At 63.3% G+C, this 19668-nt stretch carries 22 protein-coding genes; 16 read left to right on the forward strand and 6 right to left on the reverse strand.

Annotation, left to right across the window (positions count from 1 at the left end; all coding sequences use genetic code 11):
- Nucleotides 1-303: 303 nt before the first annotated feature.
- From ACZYTC_RS17640 to sugE, 3 genes are all read left to right on the forward strand, one after another.
- The gene (locus ACZYTC_RS17640; protein ID WP_441774306.1) at nt 304-1086 is read left to right on the forward strand and encodes a 3-hydroxybutyrate dehydrogenase; all 783 of its coding nucleotides are present in this window, start codon (nt 304-306) and stop codon (nt 1084-1086) included.
- On the forward strand, nt 1083-2102 hold the full coding sequence (locus ACZYTC_RS17645; protein WP_488990199.1) for a patatin-like phospholipase family protein: 1020 nt from the start codon (nt 1083-1085) through the stop codon (nt 2100-2102). Before ACZYTC_RS17640 ends, ACZYTC_RS17645 begins: the two co-directional genes overlap by 4 nt.
- A 186-nt stretch (nt 2103-2288) precedes the next feature.
- Nucleotides 2289-2609, forward strand: a complete 321-nt coding sequence (gene sugE / locus ACZYTC_RS17650) for a quaternary ammonium compound efflux SMR transporter SugE (protein ID WP_434959192.1) — start codon at nt 2289-2291, stop codon at nt 2607-2609.
- A 67-nt stretch (nt 2610-2676) separates the two neighbouring features.
- Here the strand turns inward: sugE and ACZYTC_RS17655 are convergent, their stop codons facing one another.
- On the reverse strand, nt 2677-4593 hold the full coding sequence (locus ACZYTC_RS17655) for a potassium transporter Kup (protein ID WP_434959191.1): 1917 nt from the start codon (nt 4591-4593) through the stop codon (nt 2677-2679).
- A gap of 260 nt (nt 4594-4853) precedes the next feature.
- Nucleotides 4854-6770, reverse strand: a complete 1917-nt coding sequence (locus ACZYTC_RS17660) for a potassium transporter Kup (protein WP_488990200.1) — start codon at nt 6768-6770, stop codon at nt 4854-4856.
- A 528-nt stretch (nt 6771-7298) separates the two neighbouring features.
- Here ACZYTC_RS17660 and ACZYTC_RS17665 point away from each other — a divergent pair.
- Nucleotides 7299-9005 (forward strand): formate--tetrahydrofolate ligase, encoded by a 1707-nt coding sequence (locus ACZYTC_RS17665; RefSeq protein WP_488990201.1) that lies wholly within the window; start codon nt 7299-7301, stop codon nt 9003-9005.
- A gap of 344 nt (nt 9006-9349) precedes the next feature.
- Here ACZYTC_RS17665 and ACZYTC_RS17670 read toward each other — a convergent pair whose 3' ends face one another.
- The 3 genes from ACZYTC_RS17670 to hpt form a co-directional block, all read right to left on the reverse strand.
- Complete coding sequence (locus ACZYTC_RS17670; protein WP_434959188.1) at nt 9350-9640, reverse strand: hypothetical protein; 291 nt, start codon at nt 9638-9640, stop codon at nt 9350-9352.
- A 202-nt stretch (nt 9641-9842) separates the two neighbouring features.
- On the reverse strand, nt 9843-10346 hold the full coding sequence (locus tag ACZYTC_RS17675; protein WP_488990202.1) for a hypothetical protein: 504 nt from the start codon (nt 10344-10346) through the stop codon (nt 9843-9845).
- Between the two features lie 156 nt (nt 10347-10502).
- The gene (gene hpt, locus ACZYTC_RS17680) at nt 10503-11033 is read right to left on the reverse strand and encodes a hypoxanthine phosphoribosyltransferase (RefSeq protein WP_434959186.1); all 531 of its coding nucleotides are present in this window, start codon (nt 11031-11033) and stop codon (nt 10503-10505) included.
- A gap of 248 nt (nt 11034-11281) precedes the next feature.
- On the opposite strand from hpt, the gene ftsE reads away from it, so the two are divergent.
- From ftsE to ACZYTC_RS17740, 12 genes are all read left to right on the forward strand, one after another.
- On the forward strand, nt 11282-11956 hold the full coding sequence (ftsE, locus tag ACZYTC_RS17685; protein WP_434959185.1) for a cell division ATP-binding protein FtsE: 675 nt from the start codon (nt 11282-11284) through the stop codon (nt 11954-11956).
- Nucleotides 11947-12897 carry a cell division protein FtsX gene (locus ACZYTC_RS17690; RefSeq protein WP_441774309.1) on the forward strand — a complete coding sequence of 317 codons (951 nt, stop codon included), beginning with the start codon at nt 11947-11949 and terminating at the stop codon, nt 12895-12897. Before ftsE ends, ACZYTC_RS17690 begins: the two co-directional genes overlap by 10 nt.
- Nucleotides 12898-12906: 9 nt before the next feature.
- Nucleotides 12907-13737 (forward strand): YdcF family protein, encoded by an 831-nt coding sequence (locus ACZYTC_RS17695; protein ID WP_488990203.1) that lies wholly within the window; start codon nt 12907-12909, stop codon nt 13735-13737.
- Nucleotides 13738-13821: 84 nt separating this feature from the next.
- Complete coding sequence (locus ACZYTC_RS17700; RefSeq protein ID WP_488990204.1) at nt 13822-14343, forward strand: acylphosphatase; 522 nt, start codon at nt 13822-13824, stop codon at nt 14341-14343.
- Between the two features lie 254 nt (nt 14344-14597).
- Nucleotides 14598-15344 (forward strand): lysophospholipid acyltransferase family protein, encoded by a 747-nt coding sequence (locus ACZYTC_RS17705; protein ID WP_434959181.1) that lies wholly within the window; start codon nt 14598-14600, stop codon nt 15342-15344.
- Between the two features lie 256 nt (nt 15345-15600).
- Nucleotides 15601-15972 carry a hypothetical protein gene (locus ACZYTC_RS17710; protein WP_441774312.1) on the forward strand — a complete coding sequence of 124 codons (372 nt, stop codon included), beginning with the start codon at nt 15601-15603 and terminating at the stop codon, nt 15970-15972.
- Between the two features lie 161 nt (nt 15973-16133).
- On the forward strand, nt 16134-16592 hold the full coding sequence (locus tag ACZYTC_RS17715) for an EF-hand domain-containing protein (RefSeq protein WP_434959179.1): 459 nt from the start codon (nt 16134-16136) through the stop codon (nt 16590-16592).
- Between the two features lie 44 nt (nt 16593-16636).
- Nucleotides 16637-17182 carry an RNA polymerase sigma factor gene (locus tag ACZYTC_RS17720; RefSeq protein ID WP_434959178.1) on the forward strand — a complete coding sequence of 182 codons (546 nt, stop codon included), beginning with the start codon at nt 16637-16639 and terminating at the stop codon, nt 17180-17182.
- The gene (locus tag ACZYTC_RS17725; protein ID WP_488990205.1) at nt 17175-17528 is read left to right on the forward strand and encodes a hypothetical protein; all 354 of its coding nucleotides are present in this window, start codon (nt 17175-17177) and stop codon (nt 17526-17528) included. Before ACZYTC_RS17720 ends, ACZYTC_RS17725 begins: the two co-directional genes overlap by 8 nt.
- Nucleotides 17521-17964: a hypothetical protein gene (locus tag ACZYTC_RS17730; RefSeq protein ID WP_434959176.1), complete on the forward strand. Its 444-nt coding sequence runs from the start codon at nt 17521-17523 to the stop codon at nt 17962-17964. Before ACZYTC_RS17725 ends, ACZYTC_RS17730 begins: the two co-directional genes overlap by 8 nt.
- Nucleotides 17965-17966: 2 nt before the next feature.
- A complete protein-coding gene (locus ACZYTC_RS17735; protein ID WP_488990206.1) occupies nt 17967-18419 on the forward strand; it encodes a periplasmic heavy metal sensor in 453 nt (150 codons plus the stop codon).
- 184 nt (nt 18420-18603) lie between these two features.
- Nucleotides 18604-18894: a GCG_CRPN prefix-to-repeats domain-containing protein gene (locus ACZYTC_RS17740; protein WP_488990207.1), complete on the forward strand. Its 291-nt coding sequence runs from the start codon at nt 18604-18606 to the stop codon at nt 18892-18894.
- Between the two features lie 102 nt (nt 18895-18996).
- Here the strand turns inward: ACZYTC_RS17740 and ACZYTC_RS17745 are convergent, their stop codons facing one another.
- Complete coding sequence (locus tag ACZYTC_RS17745) at nt 18997-19596, reverse strand: urease accessory protein UreE (RefSeq protein WP_488990208.1); 600 nt, start codon at nt 19594-19596, stop codon at nt 18997-18999.
- Nucleotides 19597-19668 lie beyond the last annotated feature (72 nt).

The following is a 19668-nucleotide window of genomic DNA, read 5'->3' on the forward strand; positions in this document are numbered from 1 at the left end:
AGACAGTGCTTGTCCCGTGAATTTACGGCGCTGGATGACACCGACGGCACGAAGCTACCCACCCGCGTCCAAGCCGATTTGCATCGATCCCGCAACGCTATGATATGGGCACTTTATTGATTGAACATATAATCAATTAAATCTGCATCCCGTGGATTTTGAATGCGCGCAAGCGACATTCTGTGTCACACCAGCGCCACTTTTCCGATCCGTGATGCAATGCAATATTCAAGCGATTTGCTTTTTCATTCGGCAGTCCCACAGCTGCCGCTCCCTGCCCGGCCCTCGTGAAGGACTCACCCCATGCTCAAGAACAAAGCTGCCGTCGTCACCGGCTCGACGTCGGGAATCGGCCTCGGCATCGCGCGCGCCCTGGCGCGCGAAGGCGCCAACGTCATGCTCAACGGGCTGGGCGACGCCGCCGAGATCGAGAAGACCCGGGCTGGCATCGAGGCCGAGTTCGGCGTCAAGGCCCTGTTCTCGCCGGCCAATCTGATGGAACCGGCCGCGGTGAAAGGGCTGGTCGGCGCGGCCGAGGCCGCCTTCGGCGCGGTCGACATCCTGGTCAACAATGCCGGCATCCAGTTCGTCTCGCCGATCGACGAATTCCCCGACGACAAATGGGAGGCGATCATCCGCCTCAACCTGCTCGCCTCCTTCTACGCCATCAAGGCCGCCTTGCCGGGCATGAAGAAGAAGGGTTGGGGCCGCATCATCAACACCGCCTCGGCCCATTCACTGGTCGCCTCCCCCTTCAAATCGGCCTATGTCGCTGCCAAGCACGGCATTGCCGGCCTGACCAAGACGGTGGCGCTGGAGGTGGCGCAGCAGAAGATCACCGTCAACGCCATCTCGCCCGGCTATGTCTGGACGCCGCTGGTCGAGGCGCAGATCCCCGACACCATGAAGGCGCGCAACATGACGGCCGAACAGGTCAAGAACGACGTGATGCTGGGAGGCCAGCCGACCAAGGAATTCGTCACCATCGACCAGGTCGCCTCCCTTGCCGTCTATCTGTGCTCGGATGCCGCGGCGAGCATCACTGGCGCCAACCTGTCGATGGACGGCGGCTGGACCGCGGCATGAGCCAGCCTCCCAAGACCTCCGCCGCCAAACCCGTCAATCTGGCGCTGCAGGGCGGGGGAGCCCATGGTGCCTTCACCTGGGGCGTGCTCGATGCGTTGCTCGAGGACGGCCGCCTCGAGATCAAGGCCATCACCGGCACCAGCGCCGGGGCCATGAATGCGGTTGTCTTCGCCGAAGGCTATCTCGAAGGCGGGGCGCCGGGCGCCCGCCAGCAACTCGAGACCTTCTGGCGCGAGATCAGCCGCAAGGGCCGGCTGTCGCCGCTGCGTCGCCCACTGCTGGAGCGCTTCATGGCCGGCTGGTCGCTGGAAGATTCGCCCGGCATGGCCCTGTTCGAGAATTGGAGCCGGCTGTTCAGCCCCTATGACACCAATCCGCTCAATCTCAATCCGCTGCGCGATTTCATCGCCGAGTTGATCTCCTTCGACAAGCTCAAGGCGAGCGAGGCGATCAAGCTGTTCGTCTCCGCAACCAATGTGCGCAGCGGTCATATCCGCATCTTCGAGAATGCCGAGCTGAACGCCGATGTGGTGATGGCTTCGGCCTGCCTGCCCCAGATCTTCCAGGCCGTCGAGATCGGCGGACAGGCCTATTGGGATGGCGGCTATCTCGGCAACCCGGCCCTGTTCCCGCTGCTCGACGACGGTACGCCCGATGACACCATCCTGGTGCAGATCAACCCGGTGCTGGTGCGCGAGGTGCCGCAGACGGCCGGCGCCATCGCCAATCGTCTCAACGAGATCACCTTCAACGCCTCCCTCGTCGGCGAATTGCGTGCCATCGCCATGATGCAGCGCCGTGCCCGGGGCGCCGACCGTTTCGGCGACATCCGCCTGCATCGCGTCGCGCTGAGCCCGAAGGAAGGGCTGAATGCCACCTCCAAGCTCAACACCGAATGGGATTTCCTGATCTTTCTGCGCGACCAGGGCCGCAGGGCGGGGAAGAGCTTCCTCACCCGACATTTCGATGCCATCGGCACGACGGCGACACTCGATCTCGAAGCCATGCTGGGCTGAGCGGAGGCGACGCCGCCTGCCCGGGACGCAGTCCTGACATGCCGGCCCGCCCCTTGATTTTGGGACGGAGTCCGGCACAATGCCGCCCATTCGCAGGCTTGAACACTGCGACCGAGGAGGCCACGCCCTCCCCCATGATGGGTTTGATGTCCGGGACGGCCCGGGCCCTTTTAAGAGGAGGGCCTGATGGCCTGGGTCTATCTTGTTATCGCCGGCATCTTCGAAGTGGTGTGGGCCTTCTACATGAAACAGTCGGAAGGCTTTTCGAAGCTGGTGCCGACCGTGATCACCTTCGTCACAATGGCCATCAGCTTCGGCCTGCTGTCGATCTCGATGCGCAGCCTGCCACTCGGCACCGCCTATACGATCTGGACCGGTATCGGCGCCGTCGGCGCCTTCATCGTCGGCGTGCTCGTGCTCGGCGAACAGGCCAACGCCATGCGCATCGTCGCCGCTGCCCTGATCGTCACCGGCCTGACCATGATGAAACTGTCGACACCGGCCTGACTTCTTGTCGGAGCGCGGACATCGCGAAATGCTCGCATGTCGCTGTGGAGTCCGCGCTCCATTTCTCTCAGATCAGAACCTGCGTGCCGATCTCCACCACTCGGTTGGAGGGGATGGAGAAATAGTCACTGGCATCGTCGGCGTTGCGGGCAAGGATCATGTAGAGCCTGCGCTGCCAGCGCCACATCAACGGCTGCGCCCCGCCGCGCAAATGCCGGCGCGACAGGAAGAAGGAGGTATCCATGATGTCGAAGGACCAGCCGGCCCTGCGGCTGAGCGCCAACGCCTTGGGCACATTCGGGCTTTCCATATAGCCGAACTGCACATGCATCTTGGTGAAGGAGGCCGAGATCTCTTCGAGGGTGATGCGGCCGCCACCCGCAACCACCGGTTCCTCCACGGTCTGGATGGTGAGGATCGCCACCTTCTCATGCAGGGCCTTGTAGTGCTTGAGGCTGTGCAGGAGCGCAGTGGGGGCGTAGTCGGGATCGCTGGTCAGGAAGATCGCCGTACCCGGCACGCGGGCGACCGAGCCCTTCTCCAGGCTCTTGACGATGGTCATCAGCGGCACCTCGGTGCGCCGTGTCTTCTCCAGCACCAGCCGGGTGCCGCGCCGCCAGGTGATCATCAGGATCATCAGGGCCGCCGCGATCATCAGCGGCACCCAGCCGCCATCATGCACCTTGAGCAGATTGGCGGAGAGGAAGACGAGATCGATCAACAGGAAGGGCGCGATCACCAGGGCCGCGGCCAAGGCCGACCAGCGCCAGACCTTCCAGATTACCAGGAAGGCCATCATCGCCGTCACCACCATGGTCGTCGTCACGGCGATGCCATAGGCCGACGCCAGGCGCGAGGAACTCTCGAAGGCCAGCACCAGGATCAGCACACCGACCAGCAGGATGCCGTTGACCTGGGCGATATAGATCTGGCCCGACTGGTGCTCGGAGGTATGCGCCACCTTCATGCGCGGCAGGAGGCCGAGTTGGATGGCCTGGCGCGTCAACGAATAGGCCCCGGTGATCACCGCCTGGCTCGCGATGATGGTGGCGATCGTCGCCAGAACCACCATCGGCACCAGGAAGAGCGGGTTCTGCGGCACCAGCATGTAGAAGGGGTTGGCGAGAATTTCCGGAGATGGATTGCTCAGCACCAGCGCGCCCTGGCCGAGATAGTTCAGCGCCAGCGAGGGCAGCACCAGCGTCATCCAGGCCATCTGGATCGGCTTGCGGCCGAAATGGCCGAGATCGGCATAGAGCGCCTCGGCCCCGGTGACCGCCAGGAACACCGCACCAAGCGCCACGAAACCGATATGGCCGTGGCTGAGCATGAATTCCACGGCATGCCAGGGATTGAAGGCTGCGAGGATCACCGGCGCATCCTTGATGTGCCATAGGCCCGCCAGGCCCATCACCACGAACCACAGCGCCATGATCGGCCCGAAGAAGGCGCCGACACGGGCGGTGCCATGGCTTTGCACCGCAAACAGCCCCACGATGATCGCCACGGTAATCGGCACCACAAAGGGATCGAAGGCCGGCGTCACCAGCTTCATGCCCTCCACCGCCGAAAGCACGGACACAGCGGGCGTCAGGATGGCGTCGCCATAGAACATGGCCGCCCCGATGGTGCCGAGCAGCAAGAGTACGGTGCCGGAGCGCCCGAGCGCGCGCTGGGCCAGCGCCATCAGCGTGAGTGTGCCGCCCTCGCCCTTATTGTCGGCCCTGAGCAGCAGCAGCACATATTTGAGCGTGACGATGACGATGAGCGCCCACAGGATCAGTGAAATCACGCCGAGCACCGCTTCCTGGCTCATCAGCCTGCCGCCCTCGGTCGCCGCATGCAGCGCCTCGCGGAAGGCATAGAGCGGGCTGGTGCCGATATCGCCATAAACGACGCCGATCGAGCCGAGCGTCAGCGCCCAGAAGCCATTGCCACGGCTGCTGGCTTCCTCGCCGGTGTCGGCGCTATGCGTAAGCCCCATACGGGCCTCCGTTGGATAATGTCGGAGTTGGGTAGAGTGACGATCAAGAGCGCGAATGCCCTCGTCAGGCAAGCCCATCCCCCGTTTGTGCAGTGCAACAAACGCGCTCTCTTACACTTTCCCGGCTTTGCGGCATAGGGGACCTGCAGCGCCGCATAGCAGATCTGCTTCTTGGCTGCTCAGGCAATACACCGTCCTCGTGAAGGCAGGAAAATAGCGCGTGCGCGATGCATCGCCCTGCCTTCAGACCCTGAAGGCTCTCAGATCAGCACCTGCGTACCGATCTCCACCACCCGGTTGGACGGAATGGAGAAATAGTCGCTGGCATCGTCGGCATTGCGGGCGAGGATCATGTAGAGCCGGCGCTGCCAGCGCCACATGCTCGGATGCTTGCCGCCGCGCAAATGCCGGCGCGACAGGAAGAAGGAGGTGGACATGATGTCGAAGGACCAGCCGGCCTTGCGGCACAGCGCCAGGGCCTTGGGCACGTTCGGGCTTTCCATATAGCCGAACTGTACCTTCATCTTGGTGAAGGAAGCCGAGATCTCCTCGATCGAAACCCGCCCGCCCCCCGGCACGATCGGATCGTCCGTGGTCTCGATGGTCAGGATCGCCACCTTCTCGTGCAGCGCCTTATAGTGTTTGAGGCTGTGCAGCATGGCGGTCGGGGCATAGTCGGGATCGCTGGTCAAGAAGATAGCCGTGCCCGGCACACGGGCAACCGAGCCCTTCTCCAGGCTCTTGACGATGGTCATCAGCGGCACTTCGGTGCGCCGCGTCTTCTCCATCACCAGCCGGGTACCGCGTCGCCAGGTCACCATCAGGGTGATCAGCCCAAGGGCGATCAGGATGGGCAGCCAGGCTCCTTCGAACAATTTGAGCAGATTGGCCCCGAGGAAAATCAAATCGATACACAGGAAGGGCACGATGATCGCTGCCGCTGCCCAGGGCTTCCACAGCCAGACCCGCCAGATCACCACGAAGGCGAGAATGGCATCCACCACCATGGTCGTGGTCACGGCGATGCCATAGGCCGAGGCGAGGCGCGAGGAGCTTTCGAACACCAGTACGAGCAGCACGACGCCGGCGAGCAGGATGCCGTTGACCTGCGCGATGAAGATCTGGCCCGACTGGTGTTCCGACGTATGCGAGATGCGCACGCGGGGCACCAGGCCGAGCTGAACGGCCTGCCGGGTCAACGAAAAGGTGCCGGTGATCACCGCCTGGCTGGCGATGCTGGTGGCGATCGTTGCCAGGATCACCAGCGGCACGACGAAATAGGGCGAGGCCGGCACCAGGCGATAGAACGGGTTCTCGAGCGCACTGAAATCGTTGAGCACCAGCGCGCCCTGGCCGAGATAGTTGAAAGTCAGCGCCGGCAGAACCAGGCTGAGCCAGGCTGTCTGGATCGGCTTGCGCCCGAAATGGCCGAGATCGGCATAAAGCGCCTCACCACCGGTGACGGCCAGGAACACGGCTCCCAGCGTGACGAACCCGATATGGCCGTGAGTGAGCAGGAATTCGGCGGCGTAAAAGGGATTGATCGCCGCGATGATGCTGGGATGCTGCAGGAAATTGATGAAGCCGATGACGCCGATCAGCGTGAACCATACAGCCATGATCGGACCGAAAAGGGCGCCGACCCGGGCGGTGCCATGGCTCTGCACCAGGAAGAGGGCGACGATGATAACGAGCGTCAGCGGTACCACGAAGACATCGAAACCAGGCGCCACCAGCTTGAGGCCTTCCACCGCCGACAACACCGAGACGGCCGGGGTGATCATCGCGTCGCCGTAGAACATCGAGGCGCCGACGATGCCGAGCAGCACGATGGGCGCGCCGGTACGGCCGAGGGCGCGCTGGGCCAGCGCCATCAGCGTGAGCGTGCCGCCCTCGCCCTTGTTGTCGGCGCGCAGCAGCAGCAGCACATATTTGAGCGTGACGATGATGATCAGCGCCCACAAAATCAGCGAGATCACACCGAGCACGGCGGCGGAAGTGACGTTCTTGCCGCCATCGGTGGCAGCATGGGCGGCTTCGCGAAAGGCATAGAGGGGGCTCGTACCGATATCGCCATAGACGACGCCGATAGAGCCAAGCGTCAACGCCGCAAAGCCGCCGCTATGCTTGTGTTCCGTGGTGTCTTCGCCATTCTCGACGGCGTTCGCGAGCCCCATGCGGGCAACTCCGTTTTGACCTGTTGGGATGGTTTCGATCGGTCGATCGCCACAAATGCGATCTTCGCTCTCCAAAATGCGGCATTCCGGAGCGTTCCACTCCAGAGGCCGCCGATCACATCAGGGCCGAACGGCAAATGGCGACACGCCGATCGAACGCAGGATATCCACCAAGATACGCTATCTGGGGGCTGGGCCTCATACACTCTTCTGCCGGACGGGCATAGAGGGCTGCAACCCCTTTGACCAACAACTCCCCAGTCAATCGGTCTGAGACAAGGCGCAACCTACAATCTTCCGGCGTGCATCATCGCGAAGGCGACACATCCTGTGACGGTTTCGGACAAGCCGATTCGATTGCGATCGGCTACCTATCTCTTATGCGACGCCGCGTCGCATTCGGAACAGCTTCTCTCTTAATTTTTCCGCAACCACCGCATTCCACGCAGCTACTGCTAAGAAAGTTATTTTCATTTCCGTGAAAATATGTCTCAACTGAGCAGAACAACCGCCCCAGAGGGAACCAGCATGGCCCAAGACCCGAAAAAGCCACTGAGCGACATTGAAATCGCGCGTCAAGCCAAGATGCAGCGCATCGAGGCGATTGCCGAGAAAGCCGGCATTCCCGACGAAGCCTTCGAGCCCTATGGCAAGCATATCGCCAAGATCGATCTCGACAAGATCCCCGGCCTGCAGGATCGTCCCGACGGCAAGCTGATCCTGGTCACCGCCATCAACCCGACCCCGGCCGGCGAAGGCAAGACCACCACCACTGTCGGCCTCGGCGACGGCCTCGCCCGCATCGGCCGGAAGACCATGATCTGCCTGCGCGAGCCCTCGCTCGGCCCCTGCTTCGGCGTGAAGGGCGGCGCGGCCGGCGGCGGATATGCCCAGATCGTGCCGATGGAGCAGATCAACCTGCACTTCACCGGCGACTTCCACGCCATCACCTCGGCGCATAATCTGCTGTCGGCGATGATCGACAACCACATTTATTGGGGCAATGCGCTCGGCATCGACACCCGCCGCGTCACCTGGCGCCGCGTGCTCGACATGAACGACCGCTCGCTGCGCGCCATCAATTCCTCGCTCGGCGGCGTTTCCAACGGCTTCCCGCGCGAAGACGGCTTCGACATCACCGTGGCCTCCGAAGTCATGGCCGTGTTCTGCCTCGCCAAGGATCTGGCCGATCTCGAGGCGCGCCTCGGCAAGATGATCGTCGGCTATACCCGCGACAAGAAGGCGATCACGGCCGCCGACATCAAGGCCTCCAGCGCCATGACGGTGCTGCTCAAGGACGCGCTGAAGCCCAATCTGGTACAGACGCTGGAAGGCAACCCCGCCTTCGTGCATGGCGGCCCCTTCGCCAATATCGCCCATGGCTGCAACTCGGTGACCGCGACCCGGGCCGGTCTCAAGCTCGCCGACTATGTGGTGACCGAAGCTGGCTTCGGCGCCGATCTCGGTGCCGAAAAGTTCTTCGACATCAAGTGCCGCAAGGCCGGCCTTACCCCGGCTGCCGTGGTGATCGTCGCCACCGTGCGCGCCCTCAAGATGCATGGCGGCGTGCCGAAGGACCAGCTCGGCAAGGAGAATCTGGAAGCCTTGCGCAAGGGTCTGGCCAATCTCGGCCGCCATGTCGAGAATGTGCGCAAATTCGGCGTATCGGCCATCGTCGGCATCAACCACTTCATTGCCGACACGCCGGCCGAGCATGAGCTCATCGCCCAGGTCTGCAAGGAACAGTTCGGCGTCGACGCGGTGGTCTGCAGCCACTGGGCCGAGGGCTCGAAGGGCACCGAGGAGCTCGCGCGCCGCGTGGTGGCGCTGGCCGAGGCACCGCATCCGCTCGACGGCCGCGGCTTCCGCACCCTCTACCCGGACGAGATGCCCCTCTGGGACAAGATGAAGATGATCGCCAAGGAGATCTATCGCGCCTCGGACATCATCGCCGACCAGAAGGTGCGCGACCAGTTCAAGGACATCGAGGCCGCCGGCTTCGGCCATCTGCCGATCTGCGTGGCCAAGACGCAATACTCCTTCTCGACCGATCCGAACCACCGTGGTGCGCCTGTCGATCATGTCGTGCCGATCCGCGAAGTGCGCCTGTCCGCCGGCGCCGGCTTCCTGGTGGTGGTCTGCGGCGAGATCATGACCATGCCAGGCCTGCCACGCGTGCCCTCGGCGGAATTCATCCGCCTCGACACCAAGGGCCAGATCGAAGGCCTGTTCTGAGCCAGCATTTGCCATGCCGGTCGTTTGGTGCGACCGGCATGGCAACTCCGGCTCGAGCAACGTTTCCACGTGTGCCCTCAGCCTCCGACACGGGCTTCGTTCAGGCCATGGGCGGCGTCTGGCAGGTTGCATCGATCAGTTGCAAAACAAGAGGTGGCCAAGCGGATGAAAGCATCAGCATCTGCGATGCCTTCCCGTACTGCCATACCCCACCAGCCATGAAAAACCCCGCGGTCCAGTGAACCGCGGGGTTGGTATTTTCAATCGTTGCAGGCGTAAGAACTACCTGGGAAGCTCAAGCTTCCGACTGTGCCAGGATCGTTCGGCACAGCGTGGTTCCCACCTCAATATTCACGATAATACCGGCGGGGACGTTCACGATAACCCCAGCCGCCGTCACCACGCCAACCACCACCACGCCGGTAACCGTAGCCGTAGCCGCGGTCACGAACACAGCCATAAGGGGAGCGGTGCATTCCATAGGGGCACAAACGACGAGCTTGCTGGACGAGGCCGTTGTCAGCCTGTGATTGCGCGGCTGGTGCCATCGGCATTGCCGAGGCCAGCTGCGGAGCAAACATCATGCTTCCGGCGGCCAGGCCAGCTGCCATAAACAGCTTCAAGGATAGTTTCATAGCTGCCTCCCTCAATTTCAATATTCAATGTCTAGCAGCATGATCTGAATGCAAGGTGAACAGAGGGGGCTATGCGGGAAACCGGCGCTCTGCTCTCATGCTCTCCTTGCCGATTTCTGATGACGCGCCGGCAATTAATCAGCAGCTGTCGTACTGAGTCGGCAGGGGACGGCCGGTCTAAAGACCGGCCCACCCGGAGGGCCTAGAGCCGGCTCTTCTTGAAGCCCAGTTCGTAAACCTGCCAGGCGAGCACGGCCAGCATGGCGACTGTGACGATCCAACGGCCGTAGACCGGCAGCAGATGGTCGCTGAGAATCGGCGAAAAGATCTGGAAATAGGCTGCGGCGGGCAGGATGAGCGCCAGCTGCGCCGGCCGCCCCAGATCGTTGTAGCGCTTGGCGCCGACGAAATAGATACAGACCGAGACCAGCACCATCACCACATAGAGCACGTCGATCGCGAACAGCGACAAATAATAGGGGATCGTCATCAGCCTGGTATGTTCGCGCGCGACCTCGTCGACCAGGGCTTCGGCCGCCGCCGGATTGCGCGGCAGGACATGGTTCAGCCCAAAGGCTGCTGCCACCAGCGCAACCAGGATCAAGGCCAGCACCGCCATGCCACGCCACCAAGTCTGCCTGTTGATGCTACCCTTGTCGTCACGAAACAGGAAACGGGCGCTGTGAGCGCCCAATAGACCAGCCATATCTCCTCCGCAGCCTGCCATCCCGCCGGCTTCTAGAGCAAAGCGCGTTTAAACGGAAACGCTGCTTTACTCTCGCTGTGTGGTTCCAAGCCAATCCAATGGATTGGCCAGAGCGTCTTTGCGGTTCTTGGCGATGCCGCCAAATCGCAAAACACTCTATTCGACCACGCCGACGAAAGGCAGCTGACGATAGGAATGGGCGACATCCATGCCGTAGCCGACCACGAACAGATCGGGGCACTCGAAACCGATGAAATCGGCCTTGATGTTGACGGCGCTCTTGCCTGGCTTGTCGAGCAGCACGCAGCTCAGCACCTGCTTGGCGCCACGCGCGGCGAGCAGGTCCTTGGCGAAAGCCAGGGTGCGGCCCGATTCGAGGATGTCGTCGACCAGGAGGATGTTGCGCCCGCGCACGTCGCTTTCGACGTCATGCAGAATGTTCACCGTGCCGGTCGACACGGTCGCTTCGCGATAGCTCGACAGATGCACGAATTCCACCTCGGGCGCCATGCCCGCTTCGTGCATGGCCCGAAGGAGATCGGCCGCAAACACGAAGGAGCCTTTCAGCACCGCCACCACGAGCAGATTCTCGAGATTGCGTGCCTTGATCTCCTGCACCAGCGACGCATTGCGCTTGGCGATCGTCTCGGCGTCGAACAAAACTTTGATATTACGCGACGTGGCCATCGAACTCCTCATTTCTGCCGGCACCATAACCGCAGGAGGGCATGGGCGACAATGGCGTTGGAGTCCCGTCCACCGGCCACCCACAGGCGCCCGATCGCAACGGCCCAACGTCATCGGGAGGCGCATGGGATAAGGGGGATCTCGCGAAGGTTAAATTCGTTGTCATTTCGTTAACGTTAACACCTCGTTAACGCCCTCCCGGCAGAGTGCAGCCGAGGCGGTCGGGGCCGTCTTGGGGAGATTCTGTCTTGGTTCGGTTCGAGAATGTGGGATTGCGCTACGGGATGGGCCCGGAAGTGCTGCGCGACGTCAGTTTCGACCTGCCCGCCAATTCCTTCCAGTTTCTCACCGGTCCTTCCGGCGCCGGCAAGACCACGCTGCTGCGCCTGCTCTTCCTCACGCTCAAGCCAACCCGCGGCCTCATCCACACCTTCGATCAGGAAGTGACGACCCTCTCCAAGCACGCACTTGCCGAGACGCGGCGGCGTATCGGCATCGTCTTCCAGGATTTCCGCCTGCTCGATCACCTCACCACCTACGAGAACATCGCCCTGCCCCTGCGCGTTCAGGGCCAGGATGAGGCGCGCTACCGGCCCGAAGTGGTCGAATTGCTGCATTGGGTCGGCCTCGGCGAACGCATGCATGTGCTCCCCCCGGTGCTGTCGGGCGGCGAGAAGCAGCGCGCCGCCATCGCGCGCGCCTTGATCGTGCGCCCCGAACTGCTGCTCGCCGACGAGCCGACGGGCAATGTCGATCCCGCTTTGGCACGTCGCCTGCTGCGCCTGTTCATCGAACTCAACCGTTCCGGCACCTCGGTGGTGATCGCCACCCATGACGAGAGCCTGATGGAGCTCTTCCCCGCTCGCCGCCTGCGCCTCGAGGACGGCCATGTCACGGTGCAGGAGCCGGCGTCATGGTCTTGAACGACAGAGCGCAGCCTGCCGGCCGGCGCGCGGAGACACTGATCCGCCCCGCGGCTCCGATCGTGCCGTCGGGCTCGATCGCCGGGCGCTCTTTGATGGCCGTGGTGGCGATCATGACCTTCCTGGTCGCCCTCACGGCCGGCGGCGTGCTGCTGATCGCGGGCGCCGCCGCCGATTGGGGCTCGCAGATTTCCCGCGAGGTCACCATCCAGGTTCGCCCCGTGGAGGGCCGCGACATCGAAGCCGAGATCGCCAAGGCCGTCGTCGCCGCCCGCGCCACCGAAGGGATCAGCGACGTGCAGGTCTATTCGCGCGAGGAAACCGAGCGCATGCTGGTGCCCTGGCTCGGCGAAGGCCTCGACATGGGCGACCTGCCGATCCCGCGCCTCATCGTGGTGAAGATCACCCCGGGCAGCCTGCCGGACTTCGCCACGCTGAAGAAGACGCTGACCGAGACCGTGGCCGGCGCCAGCCTCGACGATCACCGCTTCTGGATCGCGCGCCTGGCGGCCATGGCCCGGGCCATGGTGCTGGCAGGCCTCGCCATCCTCGTGCTGATGGTCATCGCCACGGCCCTGTCGGTGGTGTTCGCCACCCGCGGCGCCATGGCTGGGAACAAGGACGTGGTGGAGGTGCTGCATTTCGTCGGCGCCCATGACAGCTTCATCGCCAACGAATTCCAGCGCCATTTCCTCTGGCTCGGCCTCAAGGGCGGGCTGATCGGGGGCGGTGGGGCGGCACTGACCTTCCTCGTCGCCCATATGCTCGCCTCCCGCTTCACCGCCACCGCGGCGGGCGACCAGATGGAGGCCCTGTTCGGCTCCTTCAACATGGACTGGCGCGGCTATGCCGCCATCGTCGCGGCAGTCGCGCTCATTGCCATCATCACCGGCGTCACCTCGCGCATGACGGTTCACCGTGTGCTGCGAGGACACATATAGGGGTTATCCATGAGCGTCTGGCAGGGCTCCGCGCCTATTCCGCTACACACCCGCGCCGCCGACCCCATTTTTGCCCAAACCATCCGCAAGAATTTCGGCTACGGCAGATTGGCCAGGTTTGACAAACTGGTATGGGCGCGTCCGATGCGGCAGGCCTCGGCGATCACTGGCATGGTTTCCCCGGCCCAGGCGGAGCACCCGCCGAAGCGGCCACGGCGCTGGCTGCGCTGGATCCTGGAGATCACCGGTGCCTGCCTGCTGTTCTTTACCGCGGCCGTGGTGACGGATTTCGCCTATTTCGTCTCCAGCCTGCAGAACCAGACGCCCAACCCTGCCGTGAGGGCCGATGGCATCATCGCTCTCACCGGCGGCGCCGACCGCATCAGCGAGGCTTTCGACCTGCTCAATCAGGGTCGCGCCAAGCGCCTTCTCATCACCGGCGTCAACAAGGCAACCAGCCAGCAGGCCCTGGCCGGGCACACGGCCGGCGGTGTCGAGGTGCTCGATTGCTGCGTGGATATCGACCGCAATGCCCTCAACACCCTCGGCAATGCCCTGGAAACGGCACGCTGGGTGCGCGACAAGCAGTTCAAATCGATCATCGTGGTGACCTCGAACTATCACATGCCGCGTTCGCTCTTGGAACTGCGCCGGGTGCTGCCGGATACCACCCTGATCGCCTATCCCGTGATCTCGCAAAATCTCAAGCTCGATTCCTGGTGGATGGATCCGGTCAGCGTCCGCCTGCTGCTGTCGGAATATGTGAAATATGCGAGCGCCACCTTCCAGCTCCGGATGGAACGGGCCACGGCGGACAGGGTTACGGCGCGAGCCGAATGAGGAGCGTTTCGAAGGAAATATCTTGCGCTCTTCAATGCCAGAAAACCGCTGGTGTCACCGACATTTGAAACAGGGAGCCATGCCATGCGCTTCACCAGAACGATATGCATTCGTTTGCTGGCGGCGACTTTTCCGTTGTTCCTCGGTGTCGCGGCACAGGCCGATGCCAAGGAGGGTGCGCTCGAGGCAACCGTTACCGGAAACGACCAGCAGGTCGGTTTCCGCGCGGCCGTCATGAAGCAGGCGATCAAGTATAATCTTGCAGGCTCAGCCAAGAACGAAGCCGACGAAATCGTTCACTTTACCCTGCAGGGCGACAAAAAGCGGATCGACGCAGCCCTTGCGACCATTCGAAAAGGCACCAAGAGATCATCCGGAATCAACGTCGCCACAAAGCCTGCGGCGGTGGACCCCGCCCTGAATTCATTCACGATCGTGGATTGGACGTCGTCGAGCCGAAATATCACCAATAAATACACGCTCGTCTTCAAACGACGGACAGACGACACGGTGATTTCAAAAAAGGACGTCAAGGCGGAGTGGCATCAGATACTCGAAAACACCCTCGCCCCCGAGGACAGGCAGAAACTCCGGCCCGATGACTGACGCTTGCAGCACCATGCGTCGACCTGTTGAATAGCTGCCAGTCCAGGCGGAAAATTCGTTGGATCCAGCCAATCCCCGGCGGGCGAAGTGGCGGATTTCGCTCCCTTGCAAATGGCTGCTATGACGGCATCGTCGTCGGCGCTCGATCCGCTATTCGGGCAGTGGCGCTATCTGTCGGACCACGGTGGAAGAAGGAGGCAGGCGCCGACAATTCTGCTATAGCCGCTGCAGCATCCCTCGAATGACCCCACTCCATGCTCGTCCTGCGCTCGCTCCTGTTCAACCTGGCCTTCTATGTCAACATCGTCCTGTGGATGATTCTGGCGCTACCGACTCTACTGATGCCGCGCCCTGCTCTGCTCTGGATCGTGAAGAGCTGGGCGCGGGTGAACATCTTCCTGATGCGCCATATCGCCGGCATCACCTGCGAGATTCGCGGGCGGGAGAATTTGCCGCCCGGGCCGGTTCTGGTCGCGGCCAAGCACCAGTCCACTTGGGACATCTTCGCCATGTTCCTCGTGTGCGAGGACCCCTGCTACGTGCTCAAGCGCGAACTGATGTGGCTGCCCATCTTCGGCTGGCTCGCCGCCAAGGCGCAGATGATCGCCGTCAACCGGGGGGCCCGCTCCAAGGCCATGAAGCAGATGAAGGCGGATGGCGAGCGCGAACTCGCCCGAGGCCGCCAGATCGCCATCTTCCCCGAAGGCACCCGCCGGGCGCCCGGCGCCGAGCCAGCCTACAAATATGGCGTGGTCTATCTCTACAGCGAGTTCAATGTGCCCTGCGTCCCCGTGGCGCTCAATTCCGGCCATTTCTGGCCGCGGCGCCAATTCATCCGCCAGCCGGGCAGGCTGGTGATGGAGATCCTGCCCGCCATTCCGGCCGGCCTGGACAAGGCCGCCTTCTTCGATCGCCTGGTTGATGATATCGAGACAGCCTCGGACCGGCTCCTGGCTGAAGCCCAGGGCCAAAGCGTTTTGCTATTTGACGAAGTCAGCTAGGGTCGCAAAGACGTTTCTGGCCAACCCGTTGCTTTGGCTTGGAAACAAGGAGCTGAAGCAATTGGGCGTTTCGCCACGGACACCGTTGCTCTAAGCATCGGATCCGATTTCGGCATCGTGTCCGACGCTGTAGGTTATTGTTATCACATCGTTTTCGCCGAAAATCGGCATCCCCTTTTCGGCACGATGCTCCAGGTGAGGCGGAACAAACCCGAATCGCTTGACGCCGCAATGCGCGATGTTCTAGATTTGTTCCATGACACAGATCGCGATTCGTTCTCGTTCTCAGCCCGATCACCGCCTGTGTACGACGCTGGCCGCATTGGGCCGCGACGCACCGGCAGCGGCATCACGTTTCCGTCGCTGGGTCGGTATTTCAGGCCGTTCCTATCTGGTCTCGGTCTATCCGATCTCCCAATGCCCCGATTATGTCGATGCCGTCTTGATCGCGGTCGGTGCAGGCGGCGCCTGCGTATGGATCGGCGAGGCCGGTCAAGGTGGCGATGACCTTGCCGCCACGCTCGCGGCCGCCGCCCAGGCCGGCGCCTGCGAAGTTCACGTGCATCTCCTGGCGGGGAACCCGGCAGCACGGGCCGCAGCCATTCGCGATCTCGACGGCCGGCACTGACAAGCCCTCCGTGAATATGGGTTCGGCCTTCGTCGGCTAAAGCAAGACGCTTTAGCCCCCCAAACTTCTTTGCCACCAGACCGACGGATTTTCCTGGCGCTGCCGTTCAAGCAGAGTCCCTTCGCGCCGAATGCCCGCGCGATCTGTCCCAGGAGATGCCCATGATCGGCCGTTCGATCCTTGCCTTGATGCTGGCCCTGCCGGCCGCCGCCGCTATGGCACAGACGTCTGAGCCGGCGCCGGCCCAGCCGGCCCAGACACCGGCTCCCCAGGCAACGATATCTCAAGCCCCGGCACAAACCGCGGCACCGGCCAAGGCCGGCCTCAGCCTCGCCGAGTTCCAGGCCCGCCGCGAGAAGGCAATCATGAAGGCCGATACCGACGGCGACGGCAAGATCAGCTCGGCGGAATGGAGCGCCTTCCAAACAAAGCGGAACGCCAAGACCGACCCGGCCAAATCGTTCGCCCGGCTCGACGCCGACAAGGACGGTTTCGTCGACAAGGCCGAGCTCGACGCCTTCTTCGCCAAGCGCTTCGCCAAACTCGATGCCAACAAGGACGGCGCCCTTGCCCGCGATGAAATGCCGGGCCACAAATCGGCTGCCAAACCGGCGCAATGATGCGGGACCATGCCCCTCGATGAATCCCGGGAGCGCGCCTGGTTATGGGGTCCGATCCAGACGAGGAGTTGGTGCGCCGGATCGGTTCGGGCGACGATGCTGCCATGCAGGTCCTGGTCTCACGCAAGTTGCCGCGGCTGCTCGCCCTGGCCCGCCGTATGCTCGGCGATGCCGCGGAGGCTGAGGATGTCGCGCAGGAGGCCTTCCTGCGGATCTGGCGCAACGCCGCGCGCTGGCGGCCCGGGGCGGCCCGGTTCGACACCTGGATCCACCGTGTCGCGCTCAACCTCTGCTATGATCGCCTGCGCCGTCGCAGGGAATGGACGGGCCTCGATCTGCCCGAACTGGCCGCTCCCCCGGATCACCCCGCGGCGGGCGGCACGGAGGAGGCCAGCGACCATGTGGAGCAAGCCTTGCAGGCCATCGCGCCGCGGCAGCGGGAAGCGATCGTCCTGACCTATTATCAGTCGATGTCCAATATCGAGGCCGCGGCAGCGATGGAAGTCAGCGTCGAGGCTCTGGAGAGCCTGCTCGCCCGCGGACGCCGTTCTCTGCAGTCGATCCTGATCAGGAAGGCCGATCATGACTGAAGCTCCCTTCACGATGAGTGCAGAGCTTTTCGCTGCCCTTGCCGCCGCCTATGGCGCGGTGATCGAAGCATGGCCCGCACCCGGGCGCAGCGCCGGGCGTTCCTTCGCGCAGACCCCGCAGGGGCGGCACATTCTCGCAAGGGCTGGTCGCCTCGACCTGGCATTGCGCAGCATCGAGGGACATGGCTGCATACGCGTCTCGCCCGAAGGACGCAGCAATGCCGCCGTCCTCACGCTCCCGGGATCAGCCGCTGCCAGCCTCCCTCATCGCCTCGCAGCGCCTGTCCGCCGCTCCCGTTCGGATAAGCTGGAAGCCCTCTTGTCGGGGAGCGTTTCCCATGCCTGACAGGCTCGTGCCAATGGATGCCGGGCGTTTTGCCGCCCTTGCCGACAACTATGGCAGCCGCCTGCAGCACTGGCCGGCAGCCGAACGGGCCGCGGCCACGGCTTTTGCATCAAGCCCGGAGGGGGAGGCCATCCTGCAGGCTGCCGCCCAGCTCGACAGCATGCTCGATCGTTACGCGGTACCGCCTCCGAGCGCCGATCTCCACGCACGGATCGTGGCGGCCGGGACCGCCGGCCTCGCGCCCCGCCGGCGGGCCCGCCGCTGGTGGCTCGGGCTCGGTCTGGCGGGTGTCGGCCTTGCCGGCGCCCTGGCCGGAACCCTGGCGATCGCCATGCTCGATACGCCAACGAGGGCCGAGCATGGCGGGCTGGGAGCGACAATCACGGCTTTCGGTGATGCCGGACCCGAGACGGATATCAGCGAGGAAGGATCGTGATCATGGCCGGCTCGCGCATCCCCCTGATCGCCTCGATCGCCCTCAACATCTTCCTGGCCGGAGCGATCGCCGGCGGCATCGTCTGGTTCGAAGCCCGCAGATCCATGCCGCGCGCCTCGCTGCAAGCCCTGGGCAACCAATTGCCGGCGCCAAAACGCGATGCCTTCTACAAGACCCTGCGCGAGGCGCGCCATCAGGCCCGACAGACCATTCTCGACGGACAGCAGGCCCGGCGCGACGCCGCCGCTTTGCTGCGGCAGCCGACGCTGGATGCCGCGGCCCTGCTCGCGGCCCTGGAGCGCGCCCGCACGGCCGACGCCGCCATGAGGGCCGGGCTGGAACAGAGCATCGTGGAATTTGCGGCCGCGAGTTCGCCCGCCGATCGCGCCATCCTGGCCGAAGGGCTGAGCCGCTATATCCACGCGCCGCCCCCGCCGAAGAAACCAGCCCAATAAAGCATTTTCCAAGGAAGTCGGCAGGCTTACTGGCTGAGAAAACACGCCAAAACAACGAGTTAGAACAAGGTGCAATTCAAGGAAATCGTACTTTACGCCAGCGACGGATTTCATTGCGGCCTGCGTTCAAGCTTGCAGGAGGCCGCGCCGGCCTTCCGCAAGTAGTATCCGGTGGAGTTCCATCATGAAGCGTATCATTCAAGTTGCCGCCATCGCCACGCTCGGCCTGCCCGGCCTGGCCGCCGCTACGACGACTGCCTCGGCCATGCCGCTGGCTGCCTCCGCCCCTGCCGCCACACCTTTGGTGCAACAGGTGGCCTGGGGCTGCGGTCCGGGCTGGCGCCCCAATATCTGGGGACGCTGCGTGCCCCAATATCCGGTCTACAGCTATGGCTGGAGCCGTCCCGTCTACTATCATGGCTGGGGCGGGGGCTGGCATCGCCCCTATTACGGGCACGCCTGGCATCGCTGGTAGATCCAGCGGCGGCAGCCTGATCACTTAGAGAGTCGTGCCGAAAACCGGAAGCCGGTTTTCGGCAAAAACGATGCGCCAACAAGGACCTACGGCACCTGCCACTCAGTCGTGACCGTGCTTGCCGTGGTGTCCATGTTCATGGTCGTGCCCACAGCCGCAAGCTTCGCCATGGCTATGATCGTGATGATGATGATCATGGTCGTGGCCATGCTCATGATCGTGCTTGTGCCCGTGATCATGCTGATGGCCATGATCGTGCCCATGGGCTTCATGGCCGTGATTGCCGCCCTCGGGCTGGAACGGCCCCTCGATCGCCACGACCTTGGCGCCGAGCCCTTTCAGGAGGTCGGCGATCTCGGCATCCTGACGGACGCGCAGCCATTTCGTCCCGATCTCGGTTTCGCGGTGGCTGTCGCCGAGATGCCAGGCGAGGCGCATCAGGTGCAGGGGATCGCGACCCTTGATCTCGAACAGAGGCTCGGCCTCGGCCACGATCTCGATCAGCCGCCCGTCCTCCAGCCGGTAGGCATCGCCATGGGCGAGCGCCGGCGCCTCGGTGAGATCCACCTGGATGTCGAGGCCTCCCACCGTATGCACCAGGCCCTGTCGCTGGCAGCGGTCCTCGAAGGTCAGCACGACGCTGTCGGCAATGGACTGGGCTCCGACCTCGGGGGCGGGCACGAAGGAATGGGCGTGAAGCATGGATGTTTCCTGCAGGGATGTTCACTGCCTCATATAGACTGCTTCGTGCCGATATGCAGGCGGGAAATCGTC

The organism is Labrys sp. F242 (assembly GCF_057813875.1).

Excerpts from the sequence above, each read along its gene's own strand:
- ACZYTC_RS17640 (WP_441774306.1), top strand. The coding sequence starts at position 304 with ATGCTCAAGAACAAAGCTGCCGTCGTCACCGGCTCGACGTCGGGAATC.
- ACZYTC_RS17645 (WP_488990199.1), top strand. The coding sequence starts at position 1,083 with ATGAGCCAGCCTCCCAAGACCTCCGCCGCCAAACCCGTCAATCTGGCG.
- sugE (WP_434959192.1), top strand. The coding sequence starts at position 2,289 with ATGGCCTGGGTCTATCTTGTTATCGCCGGCATCTTCGAAGTGGTGTGG.
- ACZYTC_RS17655 (WP_434959191.1), bottom strand. The coding sequence starts at position 4,593 with ATGGGGCTTACGCATAGCGCCGACACCGGCGAGGAAGCCAGCAGCCGT.
- ACZYTC_RS17660 (WP_488990200.1), bottom strand. The coding sequence starts at position 6,770 with ATGGGGCTCGCGAACGCCGTCGAGAATGGCGAAGACACCACGGAACAC.
- ACZYTC_RS17665 (WP_488990201.1), top strand. The coding sequence starts at position 7,299 with ATGGCCCAAGACCCGAAAAAGCCACTGAGCGACATTGAAATCGCGCGT.
- ACZYTC_RS17670 (WP_434959188.1), bottom strand. The coding sequence starts at position 9,640 with ATGAAACTATCCTTGAAGCTGTTTATGGCAGCTGGCCTGGCCGCCGGA.
- ACZYTC_RS17675 (WP_488990202.1), bottom strand. The coding sequence starts at position 10,346 with ATGGCTGGTCTATTGGGCGCTCACAGCGCCCGTTTCCTGTTTCGTGAC.
- hpt (WP_434959186.1), bottom strand. The coding sequence starts at position 11,033 with ATGGCCACGTCGCGTAATATCAAAGTTTTGTTCGACGCCGAGACGATC.
- ACZYTC_RS17690 (WP_441774309.1), top strand. The coding sequence starts at position 11,947 with ATGGTCTTGAACGACAGAGCGCAGCCTGCCGGCCGGCGCGCGGAGACA.
- ACZYTC_RS17695 (WP_488990203.1), top strand. The coding sequence starts at position 12,907 with ATGAGCGTCTGGCAGGGCTCCGCGCCTATTCCGCTACACACCCGCGCC.
- ACZYTC_RS17700 (WP_488990204.1), top strand. The coding sequence starts at position 13,822 with ATGCGCTTCACCAGAACGATATGCATTCGTTTGCTGGCGGCGACTTTT.
- ACZYTC_RS17705 (WP_434959181.1), top strand. The coding sequence starts at position 14,598 with ATGCTCGTCCTGCGCTCGCTCCTGTTCAACCTGGCCTTCTATGTCAAC.
- ACZYTC_RS17710 (WP_441774312.1), top strand. The coding sequence starts at position 15,601 with ATGACACAGATCGCGATTCGTTCTCGTTCTCAGCCCGATCACCGCCTG.
- ACZYTC_RS17715 (WP_434959179.1), top strand. The coding sequence starts at position 16,134 with ATGATCGGCCGTTCGATCCTTGCCTTGATGCTGGCCCTGCCGGCCGCC.
- ACZYTC_RS17720 (WP_434959178.1), top strand. The coding sequence starts at position 16,637 with ATGGGGTCCGATCCAGACGAGGAGTTGGTGCGCCGGATCGGTTCGGGC.
- ACZYTC_RS17725 (WP_488990205.1), top strand. The coding sequence starts at position 17,175 with ATGACTGAAGCTCCCTTCACGATGAGTGCAGAGCTTTTCGCTGCCCTT.
- ACZYTC_RS17730 (WP_434959176.1), top strand. The coding sequence starts at position 17,521 with ATGCCTGACAGGCTCGTGCCAATGGATGCCGGGCGTTTTGCCGCCCTT.
- ACZYTC_RS17735 (WP_488990206.1), top strand. The coding sequence starts at position 17,967 with ATGGCCGGCTCGCGCATCCCCCTGATCGCCTCGATCGCCCTCAACATC.
- ACZYTC_RS17740 (WP_488990207.1), top strand. The coding sequence starts at position 18,604 with ATGAAGCGTATCATTCAAGTTGCCGCCATCGCCACGCTCGGCCTGCCC.
- ACZYTC_RS17745 (WP_488990208.1), bottom strand. The coding sequence starts at position 19,596 with ATGCTTCACGCCCATTCCTTCGTGCCCGCCCCCGAGGTCGGAGCCCAG.